This window comes from Methylophaga thalassica (genome assembly GCF_030159795.1).
GTDB lineage: Bacteria > Pseudomonadota > Gammaproteobacteria > Nitrosococcales > Methylophagaceae > Methylophaga > Methylophaga thalassica.
In genome coordinates, this window is the sequence record NZ_BSND01000006.1 from 218,716 (window position 1) to 244,058 (window position 25,343).

General features: G+C 44.6%; 20 protein-coding genes. 14 read left to right on the top strand and 6 right to left on the bottom strand.

Going from position 1 to position 25,343, the window contains the following annotated elements; translation table 11 throughout:
* Positions 1-330 precede the first annotated feature (330 nt).
* Entirely contained in the window at positions 331-1,173 is an 843-nt protein-coding gene (locus QQL60_RS12035) for an alpha/beta hydrolase (protein WP_284723452.1), read from the bottom strand.
* A gap of 5 nt (positions 1,174-1,178) precedes the next feature.
* Positions 1,179-3,575, bottom strand: coding sequence for a TonB-dependent siderophore receptor (locus tag QQL60_RS12040; protein WP_284723453.1), 2,397 nt, complete (start codon positions 3,573-3,575; stop codon positions 1,179-1,181).
* 257 nt (positions 3,576-3,832) lie between these two features.
* Here QQL60_RS12040 and QQL60_RS12045 point away from each other — a divergent pair, with 257 nt between their 5' ends.
* From QQL60_RS12045 to QQL60_RS12085, 9 genes are all read left to right on the top strand, one after another.
* Positions 3,833-4,333: a sigma-70 family RNA polymerase sigma factor gene (locus QQL60_RS12045; RefSeq protein WP_284723454.1), complete on the top strand. Its 501-nt coding sequence runs from the start codon at positions 3,833-3,835 to the stop codon at positions 4,331-4,333.
* A complete protein-coding gene (locus tag QQL60_RS12050; protein WP_284723455.1) occupies positions 4,330-5,295 on the top strand; it encodes a FecR domain-containing protein in 966 nt (321 codons plus the stop codon). The genes QQL60_RS12045 and QQL60_RS12050 overlap by 4 nt, the downstream gene beginning before the upstream one ends.
* Positions 5,292-6,242 (top strand): FecR domain-containing protein, encoded by a 951-nt coding sequence (locus QQL60_RS12055; RefSeq protein ID WP_284723456.1) that lies wholly within the window; start codon positions 5,292-5,294, stop codon positions 6,240-6,242. The genes QQL60_RS12050 and QQL60_RS12055 overlap by 4 nt, the downstream gene beginning before the upstream one ends.
* 199 nt (positions 6,243-6,441) lie before the next feature.
* Positions 6,442-9,480 carry a TonB-dependent receptor gene (locus QQL60_RS12060; RefSeq protein ID WP_284723457.1) on the top strand — a complete coding sequence of 1,013 codons (3,039 nt, stop codon included), beginning with the start codon at positions 6,442-6,444 and terminating at the stop codon, positions 9,478-9,480.
* 82 nt (positions 9,481-9,562) lie between these two features.
* The gene (locus QQL60_RS12065; RefSeq protein WP_284723458.1) at positions 9,563-10,291 is read left to right on the top strand and encodes a Slam-dependent surface lipoprotein; all 729 of its coding nucleotides are present in this window, start codon (positions 9,563-9,565) and stop codon (positions 10,289-10,291) included.
* 75 nt (positions 10,292-10,366) lie between these two features.
* Positions 10,367-11,875 carry a surface lipoprotein assembly modifier gene (locus QQL60_RS12070; RefSeq protein ID WP_284723459.1) on the top strand — a complete coding sequence of 503 codons (1,509 nt, stop codon included), beginning with the start codon at positions 10,367-10,369 and terminating at the stop codon, positions 11,873-11,875.
* 12 nt (positions 11,876-11,887) lie between these two features.
* Positions 11,888-13,189 (top strand): tetratricopeptide repeat protein, encoded by a 1,302-nt coding sequence (locus QQL60_RS12075; protein ID WP_284723460.1) that lies wholly within the window; start codon positions 11,888-11,890, stop codon positions 13,187-13,189.
* An 83-nt stretch (positions 13,190-13,272) separates the two neighbouring features.
* Positions 13,273-13,881: a biliverdin-producing heme oxygenase gene (locus QQL60_RS12080; RefSeq protein ID WP_284723461.1), complete on the top strand. Its 609-nt coding sequence runs from the start codon at positions 13,273-13,275 to the stop codon at positions 13,879-13,881.
* Positions 13,882-13,884: 3 nt separating this feature from the next.
* The gene (locus QQL60_RS12085; RefSeq protein ID WP_284723462.1) at positions 13,885-14,283 is read left to right on the top strand and encodes a YbaN family protein; all 399 of its coding nucleotides are present in this window, start codon (positions 13,885-13,887) and stop codon (positions 14,281-14,283) included.
* On the opposite strand, the gene QQL60_RS12090 is transcribed toward QQL60_RS12085, so the two are convergent.
* Both QQL60_RS12090 and QQL60_RS12095 read right to left on the bottom strand, forming a co-directional pair.
* A complete protein-coding gene (locus QQL60_RS12090) occupies positions 14,258-14,764 on the bottom strand; it encodes a sigma-70 family RNA polymerase sigma factor (protein WP_284723463.1) in 507 nt (168 codons plus the stop codon). The two genes, QQL60_RS12085 and QQL60_RS12090, sit on opposite strands and share 26 nt — an antisense overlap.
* A 219-nt stretch (positions 14,765-14,983) precedes the next feature.
* Positions 14,984-16,093: a helix-turn-helix transcriptional regulator gene (locus QQL60_RS12095; protein WP_284723464.1), complete on the bottom strand. Its 1,110-nt coding sequence runs from the start codon at positions 16,091-16,093 to the stop codon at positions 14,984-14,986.
* Positions 16,094-16,198: 105 nt separating this feature from the next.
* Here QQL60_RS12095 and QQL60_RS12100 point away from each other — a divergent pair, with 105 nt between their 5' ends.
* The 5 genes from QQL60_RS12100 to QQL60_RS12120 all read left to right on the top strand — a co-directional run bounded on the left by QQL60_RS12100 (position 16,199) and on the right by QQL60_RS12120 (position 21,783).
* On the top strand, positions 16,199-18,256 hold the full coding sequence (locus QQL60_RS12100; protein ID WP_284723465.1) for a TonB-dependent receptor: 2,058 nt from the start codon (positions 16,199-16,201) through the stop codon (positions 18,254-18,256).
* A 348-nt stretch (positions 18,257-18,604) separates the two neighbouring features.
* Complete coding sequence (locus QQL60_RS12105; protein ID WP_284723466.1) at positions 18,605-18,886, top strand: hypothetical protein; 282 nt, start codon at positions 18,605-18,607, stop codon at positions 18,884-18,886.
* Between the two features lie 12 nt (positions 18,887-18,898).
* Positions 18,899-20,533, top strand: a complete 1,635-nt coding sequence (locus tag QQL60_RS12110; RefSeq protein ID WP_284723467.1) for a PepSY-associated TM helix domain-containing protein — start codon at positions 18,899-18,901, stop codon at positions 20,531-20,533.
* A gap of 109 nt (positions 20,534-20,642) precedes the next feature.
* Positions 20,643-21,308 (top strand): pyridoxamine 5'-phosphate oxidase family protein, encoded by a 666-nt coding sequence (locus QQL60_RS12115; RefSeq protein WP_284723468.1) that lies wholly within the window; start codon positions 20,643-20,645, stop codon positions 21,306-21,308.
* Positions 21,309-21,345: 37 nt separating this feature from the next.
* On the top strand, positions 21,346-21,783 hold the full coding sequence (locus QQL60_RS12120; RefSeq protein WP_284723469.1) for a hypothetical protein: 438 nt from the start codon (positions 21,346-21,348) through the stop codon (positions 21,781-21,783).
* Between the two features lie 79 nt (positions 21,784-21,862).
* On the opposite strand, the gene QQL60_RS12125 is transcribed toward QQL60_RS12120, so the two are convergent.
* Positions 21,863-24,298, bottom strand: coding sequence for a TonB-dependent receptor (locus tag QQL60_RS12125; RefSeq protein WP_284723470.1), 2,436 nt, complete (start codon positions 24,296-24,298; stop codon positions 21,863-21,865).
* 106 nt (positions 24,299-24,404) lie between these two features.
* The gene (locus QQL60_RS12130) at positions 24,405-25,343 is read right to left on the bottom strand and encodes a FecR domain-containing protein (protein WP_284723471.1); all 939 of its coding nucleotides are present in this window, start codon (positions 25,341-25,343) and stop codon (positions 24,405-24,407) included.

Consider the following 25,343-nt stretch of genomic DNA (forward strand, 5'->3'; position numbering starts at 1 on the left):
TAAAAGATATCGCGATTAATTTTCTTGAGAAATAGAGCCAAACACGTGAAACAGATTGGGAAAATAGAGCCACGTTTTTATTGTCTGTGGAATGAAGGTATTTTAGGAGTGAGGCATCTACCATCAAAGGAACTCCATTTATCATTTCATTAAATCCATTTGTACAACTAGCCGTTATTACTGAAAAGCGTATGACGCAAAAATATCAGCTGACTCGAATAGTACAACGGTCACTTTTCCTTGTCGATTAGAGACTTAATATAAATAAGCCCCGATGATAAAAACCAGTCGGGGCTTGAGACGTGTCATTAGATATCACAAACGAAATGTTTAGCGAAGCCTTGGATTAAACGCTTGCCGTAACACTCGGTGAGCAATGGTGACGGGTAAGGACATATGATCTTCCCCTTCTTGCAGGTAATAGGCACTTCGGAAACCATAGGCTGACAGGGCTTTCATTCGATCTGCCAGCAGCTCAATATCCTGCCGTTCCTGCACATCATCGCCCTCTGCCACTAGCAGATACAGACTCTTGTCGACCAGTGATACATCACCCCCTTTCACTTGTTTCATAAACGTTTGCTCATGCGGCATGAGATAACGATGTGCCCACCACAGGCTGGGGCTGGAGACGATGTAATGTTGGAACAGGGTTGGCTGGGTGTACAGCGCATAAAGGGCAAACATGCCACCGAAAGAATGACCATAGAGTGATTGCCGTTCTTGGTTAATGTCATAACGACGAGCGATTTCAGGCTGTAAGATGTTTTTTAAGAAGTCGATAAATTCGTCCTGCCCACCTTGTGGTGGGTCATTCACCTCTTTGAGTACAGGGGGTGAAAAATCATAAGAACGTCGATAAAAATCAAACGGCTTATCGGTGGGATAAGCCACCGCCACAATCAGTGTGTCGGCATAATCTGATTCCATTCGTTTGGCATCATGAAACGCAGCAAACACGGAGTTACCATCCAGAATATAAAGCACTGGCATAGGCTCATAGGGAGTTTGGTTTTCAGGCAAGCTCACCATAATCTGATAATCCTGCCCTACTTTGTTTTTCAGGGTGAATTGCTCAGTGGCTGGTAAAGAAACGGGTTGAGCCACTACCTGCAAAGGCAGGTAGCAGCACATGACGATGAAAAATTTAAGTATCTGTCTTAATCTCACCATCAGACTTACCAGTTGTAGTTAAAGCTGGCGATGACTTTACGACCAATACCGCGGTAGCAATAGCCATACTCACAGGTGTCGTATTCGTTATTGAACAAATTCGTGGCATTGATAGCGACGGTTGCCCCGCGAACCCACTGCGTCAGGTCATAGGAGGTGCGTGCATCAACGATGGTGTAAGCGCCATTTTTCTGCGTATTATCACTGGTACTATATGACTCACCAACCCAACGTACACCACCACCGACTTTCCAATCCGTCGTCATAGGGTAGTTTGTCCATAATGAGGCCATGTGTCTGGGTATACCAACAAACTGTTTACCTTCATCGCCATCATTACTTTTTGTCACTTTGGCACTCTGATAGGTATAACTGGCAACAAGTTGTAGCCCTGACTCCCATTGAGTATTCGCTTCTAATTCAAGACCTCTAACCTGTTTCTCACCTTTTTGAATCTGGTTATTGATGTCATTCGGGTCTTGCGTCAACACATTTTGCTGTGTCAGATCAAAGATGCTGGCAGTAAAAAAGCTATCCAAGCCGACTGGCTTATATTTAAGCCCAACGTCCCATTGCTCACCTTCTGTTGGCTTGTACTGCTGGCCATTTACGTTACTACTAAAAGTAGCAATATATGAGGTCGCATAGCTGATATATGGACTAATACCATTATCAAAGGCGTAGAGTAAACCGGCACTGCCTGTTGTTTGTTGATCATCCAGGCTTGTTCGCGTTTGGGCTAAATAATCATGCGTTTCTTTTTCAACCTTGTCATGACGCAAACCAAGCGATAGACGCCAGTTATTAAGCGCGATTTGATCTTGCACGTACAGCCCGACTTGCTCACCTTCATTTTTATCGTTTGAGATCAATGTCGATGGACGAGAGATAGACTGACGGTAGTCAGGGTTTAACATGTCGATGGTCGGGGCATCGCCATAGGCGTATCTGACACGACTATTTACTTGATAGTAGTCGAGCCCAGTTAATAATTTATGACTCAACATGGCCGTAGAGAATTGGCTTTTGAGCGACGTATCCATCACCAGATTATGCATATCCTCATAGACACCATAAGCGGTTCTATCGAGCGTATGACCGTCTGCGTTTAAGGTGCCATCTGCATACTGGTTTGTTGTATCCACATAGCTATAGCGAGCATTCTGACGTAAGGTAAATGTGTCATTAATACGGTGCTCAAATTCATAACCCACAGATGTTTGCGTCTGTAGTAACTTATCGAAATCCACATCACCACCCCAAAAATCGGTGACATGTTCACCATCAATGGCGAAAGGTCGCGGTGAACCTGCTGTTTCATAGCGTTGACGTTGTGCCAACAAGGTCAGGCTGGTGTCATCATTAGGACGCCAGGTTAATGAAGGGGCAAAATACAGGTTGTCATCTATCACCCCGACAATGTCTGAACGACTTTTACGCGCCAGCCCGACAACGCGATAGGTCCATTCATCGGTGTCACCCACTTTACCGGCAAAATCAAACTGCCCTTGGTAGTGATCATCGGTCCCTGCTTGTACTTCTACTTCATGAATAGCTTCGGCTGTTGGGCGTTTGCTGACACGGTTGACCAAACCACCTGGGCTGATTTGCCCGAATAAAACAGAGTCCGGCCCTTTAACGACATCAATTCGCTCCAAACCATATGGCTCTGTGCGTAAATAAGACAGCCAGCCAGAATTCGACTGACGTAAACCATCCCGGTAATCGGCATCAGTGGTGACATCAAACCCGCGAATTGTGATCTGATCAAAGCGTGGGTCATAACCCGAGTTACCGATTCTTACCCCTGCGACATAGGCCACGGCATCTTCAACGGTTTGCACTTTACGGTCTTTAATTTGATCCGCTGTGACCACGGTGACGGAACGAGGCGTTTCAATCAGTGGTGTGTCCGTTTTGGTGGCTGAAGCAGTACGTGTCGCTAAATAGCCATCCACTGGACTGGTGGCCGTTTCACTCACGCCATCAGCATCGATATTGACCACCGGCAAATCCACGCCAGCTTCTGAACCATCTGTGACTTGTTTTACGGTGTAGCTGGTGGCGGATGTTTTTATGGCAACTAAACCATGAGATGACAACAAACGTTGCAAGCCTGTCTGTACATCGACACTCGCTACCAGGCCGTTGCTACGTTTGTTCGCCGTGATTTGTGAATTCACGGACAGATCAATATTCGCAGCTAGAGCAAAGCGGTTTAATACTTGATCAAGTGGCCCAGCAGCAATATTAAATGCCTGAGTGGAAGCTTGTAATGTTTCGGCATGAGCTTGGTCTGAGACGGTGATAACCGCTGAGCCAATGGCTACCGCCATCATTACGCTTAAGGGTAAAACTTTAAAAACGTATCGACTCTGGCTAGATGTTTTCAGGTAGGACATATCAACCTCTTAGTGAATAAATTGTCTTTACCTGTACTTCGATTGAACAAACAAAAACCCGTAAAGAAATTTTCATTTTTTGGAAAATAATTTTTAACACTATGAAAACACATTGGTTTTAAGAAAAGTAAACCTGCCTAGTAACGGATAAATAACAATGTCACAGGAAGATTTTCAGATATGTAAAAAAACTTGATCAGCAGGTCTTTAAACGATAATGTATCTCATTATCAAATGTAAGTCATTGTTTTCTACTCATGTCTCAACACAATATTGAAACCTTATATCGGGAGCACCATAGCTGGTTACATCGCTGGCTGCGTGGCCGTTTGGGATGTGAACATAGTGCGGCAGATATCGCTCACGACACCTATATTAAGGTGATGCTGTCTAATACGATTCCGACAGATGATCAGCCGCGGCGCTATCTCACTCGTATTGCCAAAAGTCTGGTCATTGATCTGTTTCGGCGGCGACAAATTGAGGCGGCTTATCTGGAAACTGTTCGCCACCTTCCAGAACAAGAGATACCTAGTGAAGAAACTCAGCATATTGTGGTGGAAACTTTGCTGGAAATTGACCAAATGCTGCAAACCCTGCCGAATCATGTACGCCAGGCGTTTTTAATGAGAAAGCTGGATGGTATGAGTTATCGGGAGATTGCCGCCGTCATGAATGTTTCAGTTTCCTCAGTAGAAAAGTACGTGGCCAAAGCATTAACCGCGTGTTTTCTGAATAGTATGAAAGTGCCATCATGAGTGCATCACCGTACCCAAGCTCAGACATTATCGAAACGGCGGCATCATGGATGGCCAGATTGTGGGCAGAGGATGCCAGTCCTGAAGATAAACAGGCTTGCGAGCATTGGCGTAAGCAAAGTCCAGAGCATGAACAAGCCTGGCAAGTCTTAATCTCCATGTCTGAGCGCTTTGAACGCTTACCCAAACATGCTGCCAACAGTGCTTTGCTGACATCGAAACAGAATAGTCGTCGCCAGTTTTTACAGTGGGTGGGGATATTTATTGGCTCAGCCAGTGTGGGCTTTAGTATCCACAAAACCGATGTCTGGCAACAAGCCATGTCTGACTACAGCACTGGTATTGGTGAAACACGAGAAGTGCACTTAGCAGATGGCAGTCATCTGCAACTGAATACCGATACGGCTATTGATGTTGTGTTTAATGGCAAACAACGCCTGATTCATCTCAATCAGGGTGAAGTGTTTATTTCTACGGGTCATGCCGCCGAGTTTGTTAATCAGCCATTTATTCTGATGACGGCACAAGGTCAGATAGAAGCACTGGGCACCCAATTTAATGTTAGACAAGACGCCAATGTCACCGAAGTAACCGTAATTCAGGACCGTGTGTTAATCCATCACGCTCAGCAGCAACTCACTTTAAACGCAGGTGAAAGAATGCGTTTTAATGAGCATCAACTTGCAGAGAAAGTGACAGCGGATCCGACCATCACCAGTTGGAGACAACATAAACTGGTCGCCGAACAAATGCCGGTGTCACAATTCATTAATGAGCTATCACGTTATCGCTCAGGCATTTTACGCTGTGATGACGCGGTCGCCGATCTGAAGGTTAGCGGGGTTTTTCCACTCAATGACACGGATAAAGCCTTGCAACAAATGGCACAGGCCCTCCCCGTCTCGATTCATTCACGCACACGCTATTGGGTCACAATTGTGCCGAGAGAAACAAGTCTATGACACAGCCTCTCACTAAAACCGACCCGATCAATCAAGCTTGTATTTGGGCGGCACGACTGTGGGCAGATGATGCATCTGAGCAGGATAAGCATAACTTTCAGCAGTGGCTTGAAGCTGACCCTATTCATGAAAAAGCATGGCAACAAGTGTTAAACCTGCAACAGCAATTTAACGCGGTGCCCGACAGACATGTCGGCAGCAAAGTTTTACAACATCGTAGCGGTATCAGTCGTCGCCAACTGCTAACAGTGGCTGGTGTTGGCATCGGTGTCGGAGCAATCAGCATGGATCGCTGGTTGCCTTCACAGGTGAATGGCACTTCTTATGTCACGGCCAAAGGCGAGATTCGTCATTGGCAATTAAGCGATGGCACCACATTAGCACTCAATACGGACAGCAAGGTTGATGTTCAATTTGACGCTGTCTCTCGTAAAATCATTTTACTTCATGGTGAAATCTCGATTGATACCGGTAAAGATGCCCGGCCTCTGTCAATTGTTAGTCGCGATGGTGTTATAGAGCCACTGGGAACACGTTTCAATGTGCAGCAATCTGAGTTAGAAACACAGTTAACGGTCTTTGAAGGTCGGGTGAGAATCACACCAACAGAAACACCTGACTTACATACCATAGTTCCTGCTGGTGAAGGTGTTAACTTTTCAGCAGTCCAAATCGCTCAGCCGTTCCAGGCGGATCCTATCTCGAGCTTATGGCAGGAAGGTAAACTCGCGGTAGCAGATATGCCGTTAAATGAGTTTGTCCAACAGCTAGCCAGATACCGCACAGGTATTGTTCGCGTTAGCCCCGAACTCAATCGTTTAACGATTACCGGTATTTTTTCTGTACAAGATAGTGATCGCGTGCTGGAAAAGCTCACTGAAATTTTGCCTGTCAGAGTCAGCTACTTCACTCCTTACTGGGTCAGTATCAAACCACTGACGTCCTAATTTTTCTGTGGTTAACGACTTTCTTAGCTAATCACACCCGTTAAATTTCCCCAATAAAAACAAATGGATAATCACTTCACATGGATCAGCTCGCCTAACAATCAGTTAATGCGAATAATTATTATTACGGGTTTTCACTCCACATTCGGTATTACAAGTACAAACCATATTTACTGACTAATACTGAAGGAACTGAAACATGCCGTTACGTCGTTTCTTGCGACTACCCACTTTATTCATAACGCTTAATATGTGTGCTGCCACAGGTTTGTTCGCCGGTGTCAGCCAATGCGTTTATGCACAAGACAGCAACACGGATGTTCAGTCTTTTTCTTTATCTGCAGGCAGCCTGGATCAGGTTTTACGTCAATTTGGTCTCAATGCCGGTATTGCCTTGTATGTTGACTCCTCTCTGGTCAATCACCAGCACAGCAATGGATTGGTGGGTGACTATAGCGCTCAACAAGGCCTGCAAACCTTGCTGGCTGGCACTGGACTCACTGCCGTTAAACAACCTGACGGCAGCTTCCGTATCGAACCTGTACCCACACTGACCTTATCTGAAGATGAAAGCAGCGTGGATTTAGGCAAAATCGACATTGTGGGTGACACACTACTTTTTACTCAAGACACCATTGGTTACAACGATGTGTTTGATAAAAATATCTCCAGCACCTATGTCGGCAAAGAGGAGTTAGAGCGATTCAAAGGTTCATCACCCGCCGATATGCTCAGTGGCATGCTCAATGTTTATAGCGCCGATGCCCGAAACAGTGGCGGGATTGATCCGAATATCCGAGGCATTCAAGGCCCTGGCCGTGTGCCACTCACAATCGATGGTACCGAGCAGGCCATTACTATCTGGCGTGGTTACAACGGTGCCAATAACCGGAGTTATATCGACCCCAACCTCATCGGCAATATCAAAGCGATCAAAGGCCCCAACCTGGAACGTAATGTCCATAGCGGCATTGGTGGTGCCATCGTAGCAAATACGCTCACGGTGGATGACATTCTAAAACCAGGTGAAGCATTTGGCGGTGAGCTCAAACTCGAAGGTAGCAATAATGCCGTGGATGCAAATGTGCCCCGTTTATCCAGCGGTCAGTCCTACACAGATATTCCCGGTTTTGATGCTCAAGGTGATATCTACGATCCAACGCTTTATGTCGAACCTCATTCTGGTGGGCAAAACTACTTCGCTGACTATGCCTATCGTCTGGCCGTTGGTACGCGTCAGGAAAAATTTGATCTGATGGGGGCTTACGCTTATCGCAAAAAAGGTAACCATTTTGCCGGTAAACATCAGGATGGTTTCTACTCCCGCGGCTCAGATAATCTTCAAGACAATATGATTCCGGACTTGGCAAATATCTATAAGCCAGGAGATGAATTACCCAACACCTCCAGTGAAATGGAATCCTGGTTAGCCAAAGCCAAACTCAAATTCAGTGATGTTGAGAGCCTGTCATTCGGATATCGGGATACCTCTACTACCTATGGTGAAATATTCCCGTCACGTATTTCATGGGAAAGAGCCGTCGATGAAGGCGTACCACAATGGCCATTAAGTGAGGTCAAAGCTAAAGCGTACAACGTCGAATACGAACTTAACCCTGAAACCAATCGCTGGGTCGACTTTTACGCGAGTGTATGGAGAACGGATACCGTCAGTGATACCTATACTGGTGGCGGTTACCCCAATGAGCCTTATGACCGAAATGCTTCTGGTGATACTCGCTTGCGGAATACGGCAATCAGAAATGCCAAAGAAGATCGTAAAGGCGTCACCTTAAGCAATACCTTTGCTTTGATGGATAACCTCGATCTGACCGTGGGCGGCCGTTATCAGCATGAAAAATTACGTTCTGATGATCGTTATGATCCGACGGGTGGATTTCGAATGTATCCGAAAGCTGGACGTCGGCAGGAAAAAGAAATGAACTTCAACTTTGCCTGGAAACCGACACACTTTATTAGTGTGGATGCCGGTATGCGTTATTCCTCTTTCTGGACATTTGATGATTTTCGTAAAAGCCAATTGGATGCAGGTAACACCAGCCTCAATAGTTATGCGCCTACGATAGGAAGAACCATCCACGTTGAATATGACAAGGTTCTTACCCGAGCTGATGTCGAATCAGACATACAGTTCCAGGAGGATAATCGTGCTTTCTTAGAGATGTTTGGTCAGGACGTAGACGCAAACATTCAAGCAATTCTAGATACCGTCGGCACGACGCAAACAGCATCCTCTGAGAGCGTCTGGAAAGTCGGTAAAGATGGCAAATATTATAGAAATAATCATCCCTGTTTAACGATAGAAGCCAATGTCACGGCTTGTCATAGCGGGGCGGAGGTCATTGGCAATGTACAAACTATTAAAAAGGTGAAACACCTTAAAGGGGATGGTTGGGCTCCGGTACTGTCGGTTGCGATGGATCTGAATGACGATAGTCGCATTTATGCTCGCCACAGCCAAGCTTATCGTTTCCCCAGTTTATTTGAAAATACCATTAGTTTTTCAGCCTCACTACCTAACCCGGATTACGAGTTAAAACCAGAACATATATATAACTACGAAATCGGCTATGTACATAACTTGGCAGGCCTAGTCGATGCGGATTATGTCGACCTCAAACTCAGTTATTTTTATAACCGCACCGAAAACGTTATCGAGCGTGATCCTAATATGAACTTCAGCAATCTGGAAAAACAAACGTTGGAAGGGATTGAGTTTCAGGGGCGCTATGACAATGGCGGCTTTTTCACCAACCTGAACCTGGCTTATAACTTCGAAAATGAAGTCTGTGATGAATCATCTGCTGTTGTATTAGATTACCGCTCCACCAGTGATTGTGTTGAAGATGGCTTTGTCGGCGGATACCTGGTGAGCATGGCTATGCCGGAATACACCGCTAACTGGACGTTAGGTAGGCGATTTTTCAATCGTAAATTAGAGCTGGGAAGCCGTGTCACCTATTACTACAAACATCAGGACAAGTTTGAAAGTAATTATCGTGATCCTTCAGACATCACTTTCTTCGCTAATACGCCACTGTCATGGGACACCATCCTATTATTTGATGCCTATGCCAGCTACCAACTAAACGATGACATCAGTGTAGAGCTGACCGGCACTAATCTCAGCAATGAGTATTACCTCGATCCCATGAGCCGTTCTGCCATTCCAGCTCCAGGACGCACATTCAAACTCAGCCTCACGGCTAAATTTTAATCATGAGACAAGGAGGTGGTTTCTCAAAAAAAAAGCAGTGTTACCGAATAACTAACTATTTTTTAAATACGAGGACAATATGATGAAAACATTACAAAAACTATCCATTCTTGCTTTAGCGCTTGGTTTCACAGGCATGGCACATGCCACTGAATCGGATCAAAGTTATTCAGGAACGATCACCGTTGGTGGCACCACCAGTACATCACCTGATCATCCTGGTACGGTTGGTGCGCCTGGTGTGGGCGTAAATGCCTTCTATGGTGGCACGATGATTAGTTTCTCTAGCCTGAAATCATTGGGTAGCGTCGACGCTAATAATATTTATGCCATTACTACCGCGATGATGCCCCCATCTCATGCTGCACTGGGGAATTTTGATTTTGCTCAGGTATCAGGACAGGAAGTCTATTTTGGTGAATGGTCACAAAATGGCACCACAAATGATCCAACTCGCGTGGTTTATTACTCTGGTGATGACACAGGCACCACTATGCCAACTACTGGTACAGCGGCCTATACCGTTAAAGGTATCAACAACTACAACGGCTCTAACTTACTGACCGGTACGCTGAATGCTAACTTCGGCACAGGCAACTTATCCGGCTCAATGAGCAGAACCGGTCTAAGCATTGCTATCAATGCCTCAATTAATAGTGCTGATGCTAGCTTCTCAGGTGCCGCTTTAGCTAATAGCTCCACTCTGGGTACCACTGAAGGCCACTTCTATGGCGCTGATGCTGCCGCTTTAGCAGGGATTGCTAAATTTGCTAACCGTGATTATGACACTGCTTTTGGTGGTGCGAAGTAATCATTGTTAGTTCAAGGATGAAACATGGCCAGATGCTTTCGGGCATCTGGCTTTTTCCTTTTCATGAGTTTCAACATGATGTTTGATGTATACCGATCTCACCACTATCCCACTTCAGAATGGATAGCGTTTTTGTGCCTTATGGTTTTATGCATAAGCAGCTCGAACAGTTGGGCAGATGATAAAGACACGTCTCTCCGCTTAAACCAAGGAATCGAGTTACGCGCTGATCAACAAGAGCAGGAAATCCTGAAAGATGAGGACTATTTGCGAGGTGAACGGCCCAGTTTAATCATTGATGGTCAGTCATACATCGTTCAGCACAACAGTAATGATGTCGGCCGTGCCTTGTATGTGTCATTGCAGAAAAAACAGTGGTCGTCGGTGAAGTTTTTTCTGCAAGAATATGAAGAATTTGCTGATGCAGATCCTATGCTGCTGGCCTATGCACGGGGTGCTATTGCACGAATGGAAGGTAATCTGGAACAGGCAGAAACAGAATACCGCCAGCTTATCGACTTAAAACCCGACTTTTTGCCCGGTCAGTTAGAACTCGCACGCGTGCTGTTTGAAAATAGGAAAGATGCAGAGTCAGATCAGGTGTTTGGAAGCATTCAACAGACATTAAATCCTGCCGATGCACGTCAGCAAGGCGTTAGCACCACGGTAGATAGTTTTTTACAGGCTTTAGATAAACGCCAGTCATGGCAAGGTTCCTTTTCCATTGGCCCAACCTGGGTCGATAACTTGAATCAATCCTCTGAAAGCTACAGTTGCTTACTCTATTTTGGCAATGTCTGCTTTTACGAACGTGAAACACCCGAAGCCGTGAAAGCACATGGCCTGGATTACGAAGCCACACTGAATAAACGATTTGCTTTATCAGGCCATCATGGTGTGTTTTTCCGTTCATTATTATTTGGTCAACGTTATAAAGATAATTCTGACTTCAATGAAAGCCAAATCACCTCACAGCTAGGCTATAGCTATCACGCTCAACGTAATCAGTTTTCATTCGCCCCTTCTTTTGATTTCTCACGTTATGGTCAGCGCTCCATGTATGTTGCCTGGGGTTTGCATAGTGAGTGGTTACATTATGTGTCTGATCGTGTGCTGTTTAAACTCGAAGCCGACTACAAAGATCAGCAGTATCGACAAGAAGACTATGCTGCTTATAACGGTGATATCTGGTCAGCTTACGCCACCGCCTGGTATGTATTTCCTCATCACTGGACAGTCTTTGGTGGTGTGGACTGGACGCAAAAACAGGCTGAAGTGGAACCCTATGCCTATCAGCAAATAGGCATCAGAGCCGGTCTGTCCAAAGAATTTAACGAGAATATCAATGCCGTGCTTTTTGCCTCTGTGCGTCAACGCAAACATGATGAATTTAATGCCTTACTTGGCGAGCAGCGTGAAGATATTGAGCAAAACTACACGCTTATTGTGCGTTTCCCCGGACTGAGTTTTTATGGGCTGGAACCTAATCTCACCCTGAAACATCGAAAAGTGCATAGCAATGTGAACTGGCTTTATTCCTATGAACGTAATGCTGTGAGCCTCCGACTTGAGAAACAATTTTAATCGGGAAGATTTATGTCACGCATCCTTTTTTATCTGTTTTTATCGTTTTATTCTCTATATGCCAGCGCTGCCGATAATAGCTGGCAAACTCTACAAACACAGGCAACTGACGCATTTAAAGCAGAAGATTATCAAACAGCTGAAACAACCATAAAACAAGCGATTGCCATTACAGAAAAAGCTGATAATGGGGCGGCCTATAAAGCCAGCAGTCTTAATTTATTAGCCTTTATTCAGGAGGCACAAGGTCAACATGAACAGGCAATGACAAGCTTATCAACCGCGGTGAGCTTGGCAAAACAAGCCCTAGCCTCACCAGATGAGCAAATAGCCACCTTATTATTTAATCGGGGCGTATTACTGCAAAAAAATAATCACTTAAATAAGGCTGATAGCGTACTGGATGAATCCATAGAACAGTTCCAGCTCAGTCACAGTGATGGTGGTGGTAAATTATGGCAGGCTATTTTATTAAGAGCGCAGATCTTAATATCACTTGGAAAGCAGCCACAGGCATTAAACCTGATTTCAGACACATTATCCGACGCAACGGATAAAGCAGATACCCCGTTACCGTTATCAATAGAAAGCGATTTAGTCTTATTAGCGGCTGATATCCAGCTAAATAAGGATCAGTGTTATCAAGCGATCAACTCGCTTGAGCACCTGAAAAAGAAGCTTAGTCATGACACAACATCAGCAGCCGAGAATTTGCCAGCATTGCTGAATTTACTATCCAGAGCTTATGAGAAATCAGGCCAAGCAGATAAAGCAGCCGCCACCCGAGAACAATTTGTTCAATTACAAAATCAGAGCACACCTTCCATGACAATGGTGATGCAGCTGAATGAGTTGGGGCTATACCAACAACAGCGAGATAACCTAAAACAAGCTGAACAGTATTACCAACAAGCCTTATCGCAACTATCCGCTTTGGGCAAACAACAGAGCATCGAACAAGCCACTATCTTAGGTAATCTGGGTAGCATACAACTGGCCCAACATAATGCTAAAGCGGCTGAAGCCTCTTTAAAACAAAGCTTAGAACTGTACCAACACATTCGGGAACATCCCTTGCAAACCGCACGTATAGCGGGCTATCTAGGTACGCTGTACTACAACAAGCGAGATTTTGCTAAAGCCGAAACCGCTTTCTTAACGGCAGTAGAAAACTTACAAAAAACGACTCCTGAAAACGATGGCAGTTTATTGCTGGCGCTACAAAATTTACAGTCACTTTATATCGCCTGGGGTAAATCTGAAAAAGCGGCAGCCTACAATCTAACCATCCAGGACCTTAAACAAAGACTTTAATAAAAATCAGCGGATACATTACGGAAATTGGCAACTGCTTCGGTATATCAAATAACACAGACTTTTATTTACAGGATAAACCGATGACAGACCAACTCACTCTTTCAAACGCCTTACGCAGCGAAACACATGACTTACATGAAGTACTGGATAAGCGTGTGATGCAATTAAACCCGTTTGCAGACAGCGAACATTATCGGGGCTTTCTGCGTATGCAATTACGTCTTCATACTGCAGCAGAACCGCTGTATCACAACAGCAATCTCTTAAACTTACTGCCTGACCTCAGCGGTCGCAGCCGTCTTAATGCTGTTTTAGCAGACTGTGAAGATGTTGAATTAAATAAAACGCTGCTGAGCGAAGATCAGCGTATCGCAAGCTATATCAAGATTTCAGATGAATATGAGGGGCTTGGTTGGTTATATGCGTTGGAGGGCTCAACACTGGGCGCGGCGATGTTGCTCAAACATGTCAAAAACCAACTGAACTTATCTGAAACCTTTGGTGCCAGCCACATGGCAGCACACTCGGACGGACGCGCCACTCACTGGAAACAGTTTAAAGCGATGCTAGACCAACTGGAGTTAACTCCGGCACAACGTGAAAAAGCAATAACAGGGGCAACACAGGCTTTTATTTTTGTCACTGATGCCGTTAACGATGTAATGATAGATGATGCTATAGCGAGTTAAACCATGGTTATAACGTTATTGTGGCGCTTTTTCGCACTGATTTTTCTCGGTATTGCCTTCGCAGGCGTGATATTACCGGGCTTACCCACTACCGAGTTTCTATTGATGGCACTCTGGTGTTCGGCAAAAGGCTGGCCACAATTACACCACTGGTTATTACATCATCCGCGGTTTGGTCACATGATTCAGCAATGGCAGCAACATCGAGCAATACCCCGACGCGCTAAAGTGATAGCTCTAGTGTCGATGACGATAAGCTGCTGTTTACTGTTTTTAAGTGGACTGCCACTGTGGGTGAAATGCCTAAGCTCAAGCATGATGGTGGCCGTGTTGTACTGGTTAATTACCCGGCCAGAGCCATCAAATGATACAGAAGTTAGTCAGATAAAATTGAAGCAGTAAGACACGCCTGTAAGCCTTTGGCGATATATTTTTCAACCGAGGAGACAGACACATTGAGTCGCTCGGCAATGGCTTTGTAGCTCATACCATCCAACTGTCTCATCAATAAGGCTTGGCGCACATTGGCAGGCAGACGATGTAATAAGCTATCAATTTCGGTCAAGGCTTCTATCATCAACGCCTGAGTTTCAACCGAATGGGCTGTGTCCTCGGGTTGTTGTTTCAGATAGTCCAGATAGGCTTCTTCCACACGCCGACGGCGAAACACATCAATAACCAGCCCTTTAGCAATATGTGTGAGATATTTACGTGCATCTTTTTGCTCAGGTAGTCGACCACTTGTGAGTATCCGTAGATAGGTATCCTGAATCAGATCAGCCGTGGTCTCTGGACACCCCATTCGCCGCTGAATAAATACCGATAACCAACCACGGTGCTCCAGATACAGATTCTCGATTGTGTCTGTGTGGGTGGCACGCATGATGTTCTCCTTAAATAGCTATATTTACAAATCTTAACGAGAATCATTATCATCTATAAACTGAAAAATTGCAAATGCCACTTTTAGATAATAGCTAATTGATTTTTATTGGATTTATTCCATCCTAGTCACACCTTTATTGCTAATCAGAATAGCTTAAGTATGGATAAGTTCTGTTATTCGTTTTTTAACTGAGATCACACCATGTTTGCCGAATCATCAGGGCAAAATGGTGGCAACCAGTTCTGAAGGGGTAAGTTTGAAACGCTTTTTAAAGGCGGTAATAAAATTTGACGGGTGTCCATAGCCTGCAATAAAGGCGGCTTCACCAATCGATTTTTTTTCGACCAATAATGCTTTTTTTGCCATATCCAGACGTCGTTGACGACAGTAGTTATTCACCGTCACCCCATAGGTCGTTTTAAATTTACGTTGTAAGGTACTCACACTCAGCCCTATCGCTGAAGACATTTCTGCAATGGTCATGGATTGCATCATCATGTCATCAATTTGATGTCTTAGTTGGTTTTCCTGTGATGCAGTTGCATAGGATTGATCTGTATTTTGTGGTCTTTCTGCTCGATGAAGTAAGGTTAATACCTTCAAGTTTTCAGCGATCAGTTGAAAGATGATCGCCTCTTTCAGTAACTCATCCTGAAGAGATGTGTGTTGGGCTTTAAATAAATAATCACTGGCCAGCTTTGCAACAACATCAGAAGCTTGCCAGTGGTAAAAAGCAGCATGGTCATGAAATAGCTGTTGAATATGATGCCTTTCGTCTGGTGTAGTCGCTCTTACCTCAAGCCATTGTCGTTCGATAAATATATTCAGTTTATTCACATGCATACCGCGTTCAAAACGGCGACTAAGCACTTCAGGTTGGTTAATAATAAAAGCGGAACATTCCACACTGCCCTCACCAAGACAACCTAGCTGATAGCGTTGTGAGCCAAGCGAAAATGACACTTTTCCGTCAAATAAGATAGTCATGCTGATCGCCGGAGGCAGTTCTGCAAAGCTGGTTCTATCCGACATTTCTATTAAGTTACCGGCATGCACAGACAGACCATGTCGATCAAAATGATGATGAAAGAGGCCTTTTAGAATGACTTCATCCTGAGCCGTGTCTTGTGAAAAACTGACGTAACGTACATTCATTCGATTCAGCTCAGACAGATAAACCATATTATCCAGTGTTGCCGTCACCTGATTGCCTTGTTTGTTTGACGAAGAGTCATTCTGTTCGACATCGGTAAAACCTGAGTCTTCACCTGATACCCCTATTTCATCTGACTGATGATTTTTCATAACACTATGACGTTTACTCATAACTCTTTTAAGGAACTTAGCTGTTAGTTCCATTATATAATGATAATGATTTTCATTTACAAAAATAAGAAAGAAATCGTTCAACGCTTATTGTTAAGGGGATTTATGAAAAAACATATTTTAACAGCCATGATCTACGCTTGCCTCAGTACACATGTCCTAGCTGAGGACAACACATCAGATCCGATCGAGAAAGCAAATAATCGTGTGCAGCTCAATAATATTGTGGTTAAAGGTGAAAAAGAAACAAAAACCCTGAAGGACACCTCCTCCTCCGTCGCTGTTATCCATGAAGAGGAACTCAATAGTACTCAATATCAGTCGTTTCAGGATGTCATCGCAACCGTACCAAACGTCGTCGTTGAAACTGGAGCCGTGCCAAATGTTCGTGGCATCACGGGTAATGGTGCTGCCGGAGGCTTTCTCTCAGTCACTGGTGGAGCCAATGCCAGATTCACCACACTGATTGATGGGGTAGCACAACCCTTTGTCGCCGATCTTACGGGTAGCTCAGGATTATGGGATTTGGAACAAGTTGAAGTTTATAGAGGACCACAATCGACAAATAATGGCCGTAACAGTATCGCCGGTGCGATGTATATCAAAACGAAAGATCCCTCTTTCGATTGGGATGGAGCAGTACGCTTAGGCTATCGTAATAAAGATAAGTACTTTGATAAGGCGGTGATGCTTTCAGGTCCAATTATCGAAAATACACTAGCCTTCCGGTTTGCTGGGCAGGCTGTTGATGGAGAAACAACAACCAGTAATGAACCATTTAGCACCAATCCAACCAACCTAGATTTAAATGAACTGGATACTCAACAAGGTCGGTATAAGCTACTTTGGACACCAACTGATGACTTTAAGGCCTTGTTTACGTATTCAAAATATAAAGAAGAAGGCGATGCGGGCAGACGTTACTTCAGAAATGATGGTGTGGGTGGCTACAATAAAATTGACTCTTTAATTCGCGATATGGACACCGAAAACGAAACAATTAGCCTCGACATGTCATATCAACTCAACGACAGCATGTCAGTCGATATGCTCGTATCTAAAATGAATTACCAACTTAGTTTTGATAGCTATGACCCTCTCCCTTCCTCAAAGCAATCTGCCAACTTTAGTGAAGATAACAAAGACGTCGATCTCAAACTCAATTTTGGCCAGGATAGTGACGCTTTCAATGGCTTAATAGGACTCTCATATTTTAAGCGTGATCAATCCATTAAAAGTCTTGGTGGCAGCGTTTATTCTGGAGATGATGACAGCAATGCCAAAGCACTCTACTCCGAACTCAATTTTGGTTTGGCAGAGAAATGGATCTTAACCACTGGGCTTCGCTATCAAAAAGAAGAGCAGGATCGTCATTTCGATTATACCTCTCGTAACATCTCTGCAGACTTGAAGGAAGATAATAAAATTTTGTTACCTTCTGTCGCGCTTAAGTATGCATTTTCAGACACCTCAACTGTCGGTATAAGTTATAGAAAGGGATATAACTCAGGCGGTGGTGCATTAGATATTACTGCCGGTGATTATTATTACTACGATGAGGAACGTGTGGATACATACGAAATCTTTAGTCGTAATGAATTTGATGATGGCCGATATACACTGAATGCCAACCTATTCTTTAATGAATATGATGGTTATCAGGGTGTTTCCAGCCGTCGTATCATTAATATCGATACTGCCGAAACCTATGGCGCCGAGTTAGAGGGTGTTGCATGGGTAACTGATGATATTGAAGTGACAGCCTCATTAGGACTATTACACACTGAAGTTATTGATGGTGGTGATGACTACACATCTGCGACGGGCAATCAACTGAGCACGGCACCGAAAAAAACAGCCAACCTCGGGGCAACCTACTTCCTGACCGATAATTTTAATTTCGGAGGCAATATTCAATATATCGGTGGCTATTATGGTGATATTGATAACTCGGACGATCAAAAAGTGGGCGGTTACTCCGTGATCAACCTTCGAGCAAACTATGAAATAGGTCAATTATCACTTTCTGCTTACGTCAACAATGTAACAGACAAATATGCTGAGCGTGTTGTTTACCCTATTACCGCACAATATACACAAGGCTTTAAGGATGTGATTGACCCTCGTACAGTGGGTATAGCCGCCACATATTCGTTCTTTTAAGTCTTAAATCACAGCAAAAACCAAGCAGCCGTTATCGAAGGCTGCTTGGTTTTTTTCGAGAGCCTATAGTATGTCCATTTATTCCTATGTCGCATTACTACTATCGTTTGCCGGATGTGTGTGTGTTTATTTAGCATCGCGTCATCAACTTTGGTTAAAAAGCACCATAACCTGGCCCGCGCCAAGGCTACGTCATAGCGGATTGATACTGCTCATTATAAGTCTGATGTTAGTCATCAGCTCAATGCAGGCGGTAGCGGGCGTGTTCATGCTCATGGTCTGGGTGATGCTACTGCTTGTGTTATTTCCATATGTAGGTGCCTGGAAATCACTTAGGAGAACACGCTAATGGCTGACTCTTCATTTCGAACAGACTGGCTCAGTAAATCCCTAGCCGGCATCCTTTTAGGCTTTTTGGCAGCGATGGCCATCTGCGGTTTATTTTTCCTGCTGCCACTGCCCATCGGGCCAAGTGCCGAAGCCCAACTGATGATGTGGTTAGTGGGACCTGTCTGGCTTACATTACTGAGTACCTGCTTTTTATTTCGCTCTGGCACTCGCGCCTGGTTTTGGCTGGGACTGACTAATGTCGTGCTGTATGCACTGTATTTTTTATTTAAATCATTCTGAGATAAATCCCACATGAAAGTAAAAGCAGACATTATTCGTACCTATAAATCGCTGCATACGTGGGTCGGTATTATCAGTGGTATGGCATTGTTCATCGCCTTTTATGCAGGCGCATTGACCATTTTTAAAGAACCCATCAGCCATTGGGCAACGCCTCCCCTTCAGCATTCAGAGTCAATTAGTTTATCTGCCGTTCCTTCTGTGCTTGGCCGAGTTATAAAATCCCACCCGGAAGCCGCTCAGCGCATACAATTAAACCTAAACCCTGAAACACATCACACACAGCAAATCATGTGGACAGTCGAAGGTGAAAAAGGCGGGGATCATGATGTTTCCTCACTGCGTTATTTCAGTGCACAGTTGGATGAACACCAAGACTTAGTCACGACAGAAGTTTATCCAGCCACTGTTGCTCAATTTATTGACACCCTCCACCGGGTTGTAGGTCTACCTGTAGACAGTGATCCAAACCGCTGGATTATGGGTATTTTTGCCATTTTTTATACCCTGGCTCTGGTATCAGGTTTAATTATTCTATTACCCATTTTGGTGAAAGAACTCTTTGCTTTCCGTCTAGGCAGAAAACCAAAGCGGGTCTGGCTTGATGCCCATAATGTGGTGGGTGTGACCAGCCTGCCCTTTCACTTGATTATGGCGATAACGGCCTTTGGGTTTGCTTATCATGATCTTATTTACGACGTACAGGACAAACTCATTCACGAGGGCCAGTTGCGTCAGGCATTATTTTCCAGTGCACCCAAGCCGAATCCTGAACAAAGTACGGATCCCGCTACCATGTTATCGCCAGAAGAATTACTGGCAACCGCCAGAGAAATCGCCCCATCATTTGTCCCCTATCAACTGGAATATTCAGGCATCACCACGCCGCGGGCCAGTGTGATGATTTGGGGTAATGATGCTGATGCTATCGCTCCCAGAGCACCGGGCGGATTTATCGCAATCAATCCATACAGTGGTGAGGTGCAATCTACCGATTATTTACCCGGTCAACAACCGGGAGAAATGATTGCTGTCAGTAGTTTTTTTGCCTTGCACTTTGCCACCTTTGGCGGCTCGCCAATACGTTGGGCTTATTTCATTCTAGGCTTAGCTGGTGCATGGCTGTTCTATACAGGCAATTTATTGTGGGTAGAAAACCGACGTCGTCACAGCAAGCCTGATGGCAGGCTGTTTAATCAGCGTAAAGATGTCAAAGTCATGGCCTCGCTCACGGTTGGAATTTGTCTTGGCAGTGTCTGTGGCATCTCGTTGATGCTGGCCAGCAGTAAATGGTTGGCATTAGAAGCACAGGCCACATACCTCCATTTCCAATGGGTATATTACTTGACGTTTTTTGCCACTATTGCATGGAGCTTTATTCGTGGAGCCGCAAGAAGTTTGGTTGAATTGCTCTACGCTGCTGCCACTCTTACTGTCGCCATTCCGGTTACCAGCTTACTTAGCATCATTATTCCAGCAACAGGGCTGTGGATGCATACCGACTTGAATACATTGATGGTCGATATAGTGGCTTTCATCATGGCTGTTGGCTTTGGATTATTAGGACGAGCGACATATAAACGTGTTTATCACAGTCAAATCATTGACAGCGTCTGGTCTTACCGACCTGCACCTCGCTCTTTATAAAATAGGCATAGAGCAGAGGTTTTAATGTTGTATTTGCCCATATCGTCACCAGATGTTTATATACAATGGAGGCTTATTAAAAACAAATAGAAACACAGAGAGAAAATGTATGAGCAGACTCTATAATGATAAACACCGCGCCCTTCAAGATAGTTTTAATAGCCGTGAACTGGCTGATCGGGTGGAGGAAGTCGCCCTTGTCACAGAGATAGATGACAATGCTAAAGCCTTCCTTGAAAGTCGCGATATGTTCTTCCTGACCACGGTTGATGAGCGTGGTCGGCCAACCGTGTCTTATAAAGGTGGCGAAGCTGGCTGCTTTATCAAAGTGCTGGATGAAAAAACGATTGCCTTCCCCAGTTATGACGGCAATGGCATGTATTACTCGATGGGGAATATTCAAGGCAACCCTGAAGTGGGTTTATTATTTATTGATTTTGAGAAACCACATCGAATTCGTGTGCAAGGTAAGGCCATCGCCTCAAGTGACGATCCACTTATGGGAGAGTGGAAAGAAGCTGAAATGATCGTTCGGGTGACCGTATCTGAACTGTGGCAAAACTGCCCGCGTTATGTTCACCGCTATCAGAAAGTCAAAGACTCCCGTTATATTCCTAAACAAGAATGCAAAACACCAGTCGCCGCCTGGAAACGCGTTGATATGATGCAAGATGTGTTACGTGAGCATGAATTAAATCAAGTCGCCGATGAAGGTGGCACCATGCCGATTGAAGAATGGATGGGTTATATTCAGTCTGGGGATGAAAGAGCATAACGTCTCAGCAACTTGATGCTGAAAGCAAAGTCCAAAGATGCATAGCCGTGATCATATTACACACTATGAAGATCACCATTCAGGTAAGTTGAGCAGGAAAGGTTTTAAATTAATGAAAAAAGTGGCCTTGTTGATTGCGTTTCTGTTGCTCATCATCGGAGCCTTAAGCCTGATGCCATCCAATGCGACCATCACCTACAATGGCGAGCAAGTTACTGGCCCCTTAAAACATCTCATCGAAGCCGGTGGCATCATTTTTGTGCCCATACTCTTACTTTGTATGGGTATATTATTGGCTTTTATGTTCACAGGCATTGGGCTTATCGTACTGGGTTTCCTGGTTTTTTTCTGTCTCGCCTCTTTTTCTATGGTCTTCCCTTTTCTTCTGCCATTACTCATCCCTTTGTTCATTGTCTGGCTTGTCTTCGCACTCACACGCAAAGATAAAACCAGTGACGCCGTTAATTCAAAATAGAAAACAACGTTATCTGTCTAATTAATAAATAGGTCTATCAATGACATAGCCATCAAATTGATGGCTATGTCATCTCTTTCTAGAAGTCCAGCGAATAACCAATGGTTAATGTTCGGCCACGGCCTTTAAAGTTACGGGTATCTGAGCCATAACTGGTTTGGGATGAGTAGCTGAAATAATCCTTATTGAGCAGGTTTGTTACTCCAGCATGGATCTTACCGGTAGAGAGTTTATACGCCATAGTGGCATCAATCAGGCCATAGGCTTTGAACTGTTCTTCATCATCCCCGGCTTCTTCATCGAAGTTACGATCAAAGTTATAACTGGCTTGCACAAATGAGGAAAGTTTTGGGGTCCATTCAGCCTGCCAGCTGGCGATTAATCGATTGGGTGGAATATTTTGGCCATTCAGATCAGTATCAACTTTACCGTCATCATCACTGTCATAACGTCCCCGGATATAGGAATACGCCAGGTTTAGCTTGTGACCATCGTTTACTTTCCAGCCTAAGTTGGCTTCGGCACCGTTAATTTCTTGTTTTTCACGGTTAACCATATATTGGGTATTGTCTGCATTCGCCGACAATCTGGAACCTAAGTCCGAATCAGATTCATAATAACTGACTTCGAAATCGATCGCGTCCCAGTTTAGCCGAATGCCTACTTCTCTGTTCGTGGTTATGATTGGCTCAAGATCAAGCAATCCATCCACACTGGTACCGGCAACACTCACTTCACGTAAAACCCGCCCCACATCTGGCATACCAAAACCTTCTGAGTAATTAGCAAACACACTCAGCCATGACAATGGACTGATAACCACACCACCATTGAACAGCGTCTCACTAAAATCGGGATTGCCGCCTTTCACATCAACAGCACCTTTACCGTATACCGTTGTAAAATCATCCACGTCCAATTCTGAATGTTCGTAACGAACACCAGCATGAAGCACTACCGCCTCAATTGGCTGAAGTTGTAACTGTAGGAAAGGCGCGTAGTTTTTATATACCACTTCAGGTACATAACTACGGTTTGTCATAGCTAAGTTCTGAGAAGAACTGTCTTCAAGCAAATCAAAACCTGTTGTGACTTTTAACTTATCATCCAGCAAACCATCTTTCACTAAGGTGAATTTAGCCCCTTTTTTCACTGATTCAATTTGGGTTTGATCAATACTATCAGGCGCCAATGTTGGCTCATAAAAACTGCTGGATGTCAGTGCGCCAAATAATGCTTCAAACTCTTGTCTGTATGCCTGGGCGGTAAATTCCATCCCAGCTAAATCATAATTTTGGTATTTCAGACTGGTGGTTAACACCCGATTGTATGGCGCCTCACCGACAGGGGTTCCTCTAACTGATGTAGTCGGTTCCCCTTTTTCAATATCACCATCAACGCTGACATAATCATTGCCACCTTTGACCTGATAACGGTTGAGGGAAGCTTCTATGTGCTGATCATCGTCTATCCAGTAACCCAACTTGGTGAACAAGTCATAACTTTTCGAGTTCATAATGTCACCCTGCACATTATCTACCCCGATTTCGGTGCCATCAGCATCCAGAAACACACCTTGTCTTTCATAGCTCAAACCCAAGGTATATTCAAAGTCATTTTTACTACCGCTCAGGTTGTAATCACTGCGATACCCCGAGGTTTCATCACCAAACTCACCGGTTGGTGTCGTTATTTGCACATTCATGCTTTGTTTGAGTGTATCCTGGCTCGGACGACGGGTAATAAAGTTGATAATGCCGCCGGTCGCGCCTAAACCATGAATAGCGCTGGCACCATGAATCACCTCAACACGTTCGACCATCGACATATCAATAGTATGACCATCACGCTGGCCATCTCGCAGTGGATTACTTTGTGGCACACCATCAATCAGAAATAATGGTGAACGTCCACGGAATGTTTCGCCTCCACTGGTGAGCTTCTGACGACTTGGCGAGAATGAAGGCAACAAGTTACTCAGAATCTGAGAGGTGTCACTACTCATCTCCATTTGCTGTTCAATCTGCTCACGATTAATCACTGTGACCACTTGTGGCGAATCTTTTAGCTGGGTGTCAGAACGTGTTGAGGTTATCAACATATCGTCTAATTCAACACTTTGTTTTTGTTTGGGTGTGACGGCAACAGGTGCTGATTTTTTGCTAATGGAATAACTGCCATTGGCTAATAAGGTCGCCTGTAAACCAGTATCAGCTAAGAGCTGAGTGATTAACGTGGATGGTGCGGCCGTACCTTGAAATCGGTCGGCCTGAATACCGGCGACCACATCTGGGCTAAAAGAGACAGTAATTCCACTTTGCACAGCAAACTGATTGAGCGCTGATTCAAGTGAGCCGGCCTGAATATTAAAGCTTTGTTGTTGAGTCACACTATCTGCATGACTGATGTTGATAATAAGATCGGTGCTCACCAAAGCCGTGGTTAGCATTCCAGCCATGACGAGTTGTCGACTTAATGGCGATAAACTTAAGGGTAAGAAAGAGGCGTGTTTCATTCTTGGTCCTGTTAATTAATTTAGATAATACGGTTAGCGATAACGCTCTTATCTAACAGGCCGAACGAGAACCCCGAATCGTTAACCCCCTTAAACAAAAAAATAGTCAGGCAGGTTCAACTTGTGCCCAATAGCGGGTGAAATAATGGACTTTAACAGGTAGGGTACTACTGAGATTTTCTAATACGGATGACGTATTGTTGATATTAAATGCCCCGGAAATACGCAGAGAAGCCACAGCAGCATCACAGCGTAGCGCCCCTTTATGATAGCGAGCCAGTTCATTGATAAACTGATCCAATCGCCAGTTACTGACAATCAACATACCCTGTGTCCAGGCATCCATATTCACTGGCATTAAATTTAACGGGCTATGTTTTAATACATCAAAACGCATGCAATGTCCTGCCTGAACTTTGACCGCTTTATTGGCTTTTTCGGACTTCACTTCCACAGCATGTTTACTGACACCGACCCAGGTCTCTCGATCATGACTTCGAACCTGAAACCGGGTGCCCAGCGCCTTCACTGATCCTTGTGCCGTTTTTACAATAAAATCTTGCGATGGCACGCCTTTGCCAGTCTCAATAATGACTTCACCACGGTATAAGGTTAACTCCCTGACATTGTCACTGAAGTTAACGTCTAAGGCGGTACTTGTATTCAGATACACTTTGCTGCCGTCAGCCAGCTCTATGGTTTTACGCTCGCCTGTACCCGTGCGGTGTTGTGCAACCAGACTCGACAGTGCTCTCTGTTGATAAGCCACGCCTCCAGCACTTCCCACGGTTAATACCACGACCAGTGTTTTGATTAACTGGCGGCGCGAGTGACGCGCTTTTTCCAAGGTCTCATGTCTGATTTCCGTAGGCACTAATTGCAGTTGTTTCTGTAAACGTTCCACCCTTTTCCAGGCATCATAATGACGGTTATCGGCATCTAGCCATGCCTGATGTGCTTGATATATGACATCTCCGGGCTGTGCATTGCGAAGATCCACAAACCAACTGGCCGCCTGAGTCAAAATATCTTCATTCAGCTTCAT

Bases quoted from the DNA above. Each gene is read 5' to 3' on its own strand.
- QQL60_RS12075 (WP_284723460.1), top strand. From the start codon at position 11,888: ATGTCACGCATCCTTTTTTATCTGTTTTTATCGTTTTATTCTCTATAT.
- QQL60_RS12040 (WP_284723453.1), bottom strand. From the start codon at position 3,575: ATGTCCTACCTGAAAACATCTAGCCAGAGTCGATACGTTTTTAAAGTT.
- QQL60_RS12110 (WP_284723467.1), top strand. From the start codon at position 18,899: ATGAAAGTAAAAGCAGACATTATTCGTACCTATAAATCGCTGCATACG.
- QQL60_RS12130 (WP_284723471.1), bottom strand. From the start codon at position 25,343: ATGAAGCTGAATGAAGATATTTTGACTCAGGCGGCCAGTTGGTTTGTG.
- QQL60_RS12105 (WP_284723466.1), top strand. From the start codon at position 18,605: ATGGCTGACTCTTCATTTCGAACAGACTGGCTCAGTAAATCCCTAGCC.
- QQL60_RS12090 (WP_284723463.1), bottom strand. From the start codon at position 14,764: ATGCGTGCCACCCACACAGACACAATCGAGAATCTGTATCTGGAGCAC.
- QQL60_RS12065 (WP_284723458.1), top strand. From the start codon at position 9,563: ATGAAAACATTACAAAAACTATCCATTCTTGCTTTAGCGCTTGGTTTC.
- QQL60_RS12115 (WP_284723468.1), top strand. From the start codon at position 20,643: ATGAGCAGACTCTATAATGATAAACACCGCGCCCTTCAAGATAGTTTT.
- QQL60_RS12120 (WP_284723469.1), top strand. From the start codon at position 21,346: ATGCATAGCCGTGATCATATTACACACTATGAAGATCACCATTCAGGT.
- QQL60_RS12125 (WP_284723470.1), bottom strand. From the start codon at position 24,298: ATGAAACACGCCTCTTTCTTACCCTTAAGTTTATCGCCATTAAGTCGA.
- QQL60_RS12035 (WP_284723452.1), bottom strand. From the start codon at position 1,173: ATGGTGAGATTAAGACAGATACTTAAATTTTTCATCGTCATGTGCTGC.
- QQL60_RS12100 (WP_284723465.1), top strand. From the start codon at position 16,199: ATGAAAAAACATATTTTAACAGCCATGATCTACGCTTGCCTCAGTACA.
- QQL60_RS12085 (WP_284723462.1), top strand. From the start codon at position 13,885: ATGGTTATAACGTTATTGTGGCGCTTTTTCGCACTGATTTTTCTCGGT.
- QQL60_RS12070 (WP_284723459.1), top strand. From the start codon at position 10,367: ATGATGTTTGATGTATACCGATCTCACCACTATCCCACTTCAGAATGG.
- QQL60_RS12050 (WP_284723455.1), top strand. From the start codon at position 4,330: ATGAGTGCATCACCGTACCCAAGCTCAGACATTATCGAAACGGCGGCA.
- QQL60_RS12045 (WP_284723454.1), top strand. From the start codon at position 3,833: ATGTCTCAACACAATATTGAAACCTTATATCGGGAGCACCATAGCTGG.
- QQL60_RS12095 (WP_284723464.1), bottom strand. From the start codon at position 16,093: ATGAGTAAACGTCATAGTGTTATGAAAAATCATCAGTCAGATGAAATA.
- QQL60_RS12060 (WP_284723457.1), top strand. From the start codon at position 6,442: ATGCCGTTACGTCGTTTCTTGCGACTACCCACTTTATTCATAACGCTT.
- QQL60_RS12080 (WP_284723461.1), top strand. From the start codon at position 13,273: ATGACAGACCAACTCACTCTTTCAAACGCCTTACGCAGCGAAACACAT.
- QQL60_RS12055 (WP_284723456.1), top strand. From the start codon at position 5,292: ATGACACAGCCTCTCACTAAAACCGACCCGATCAATCAAGCTTGTATT.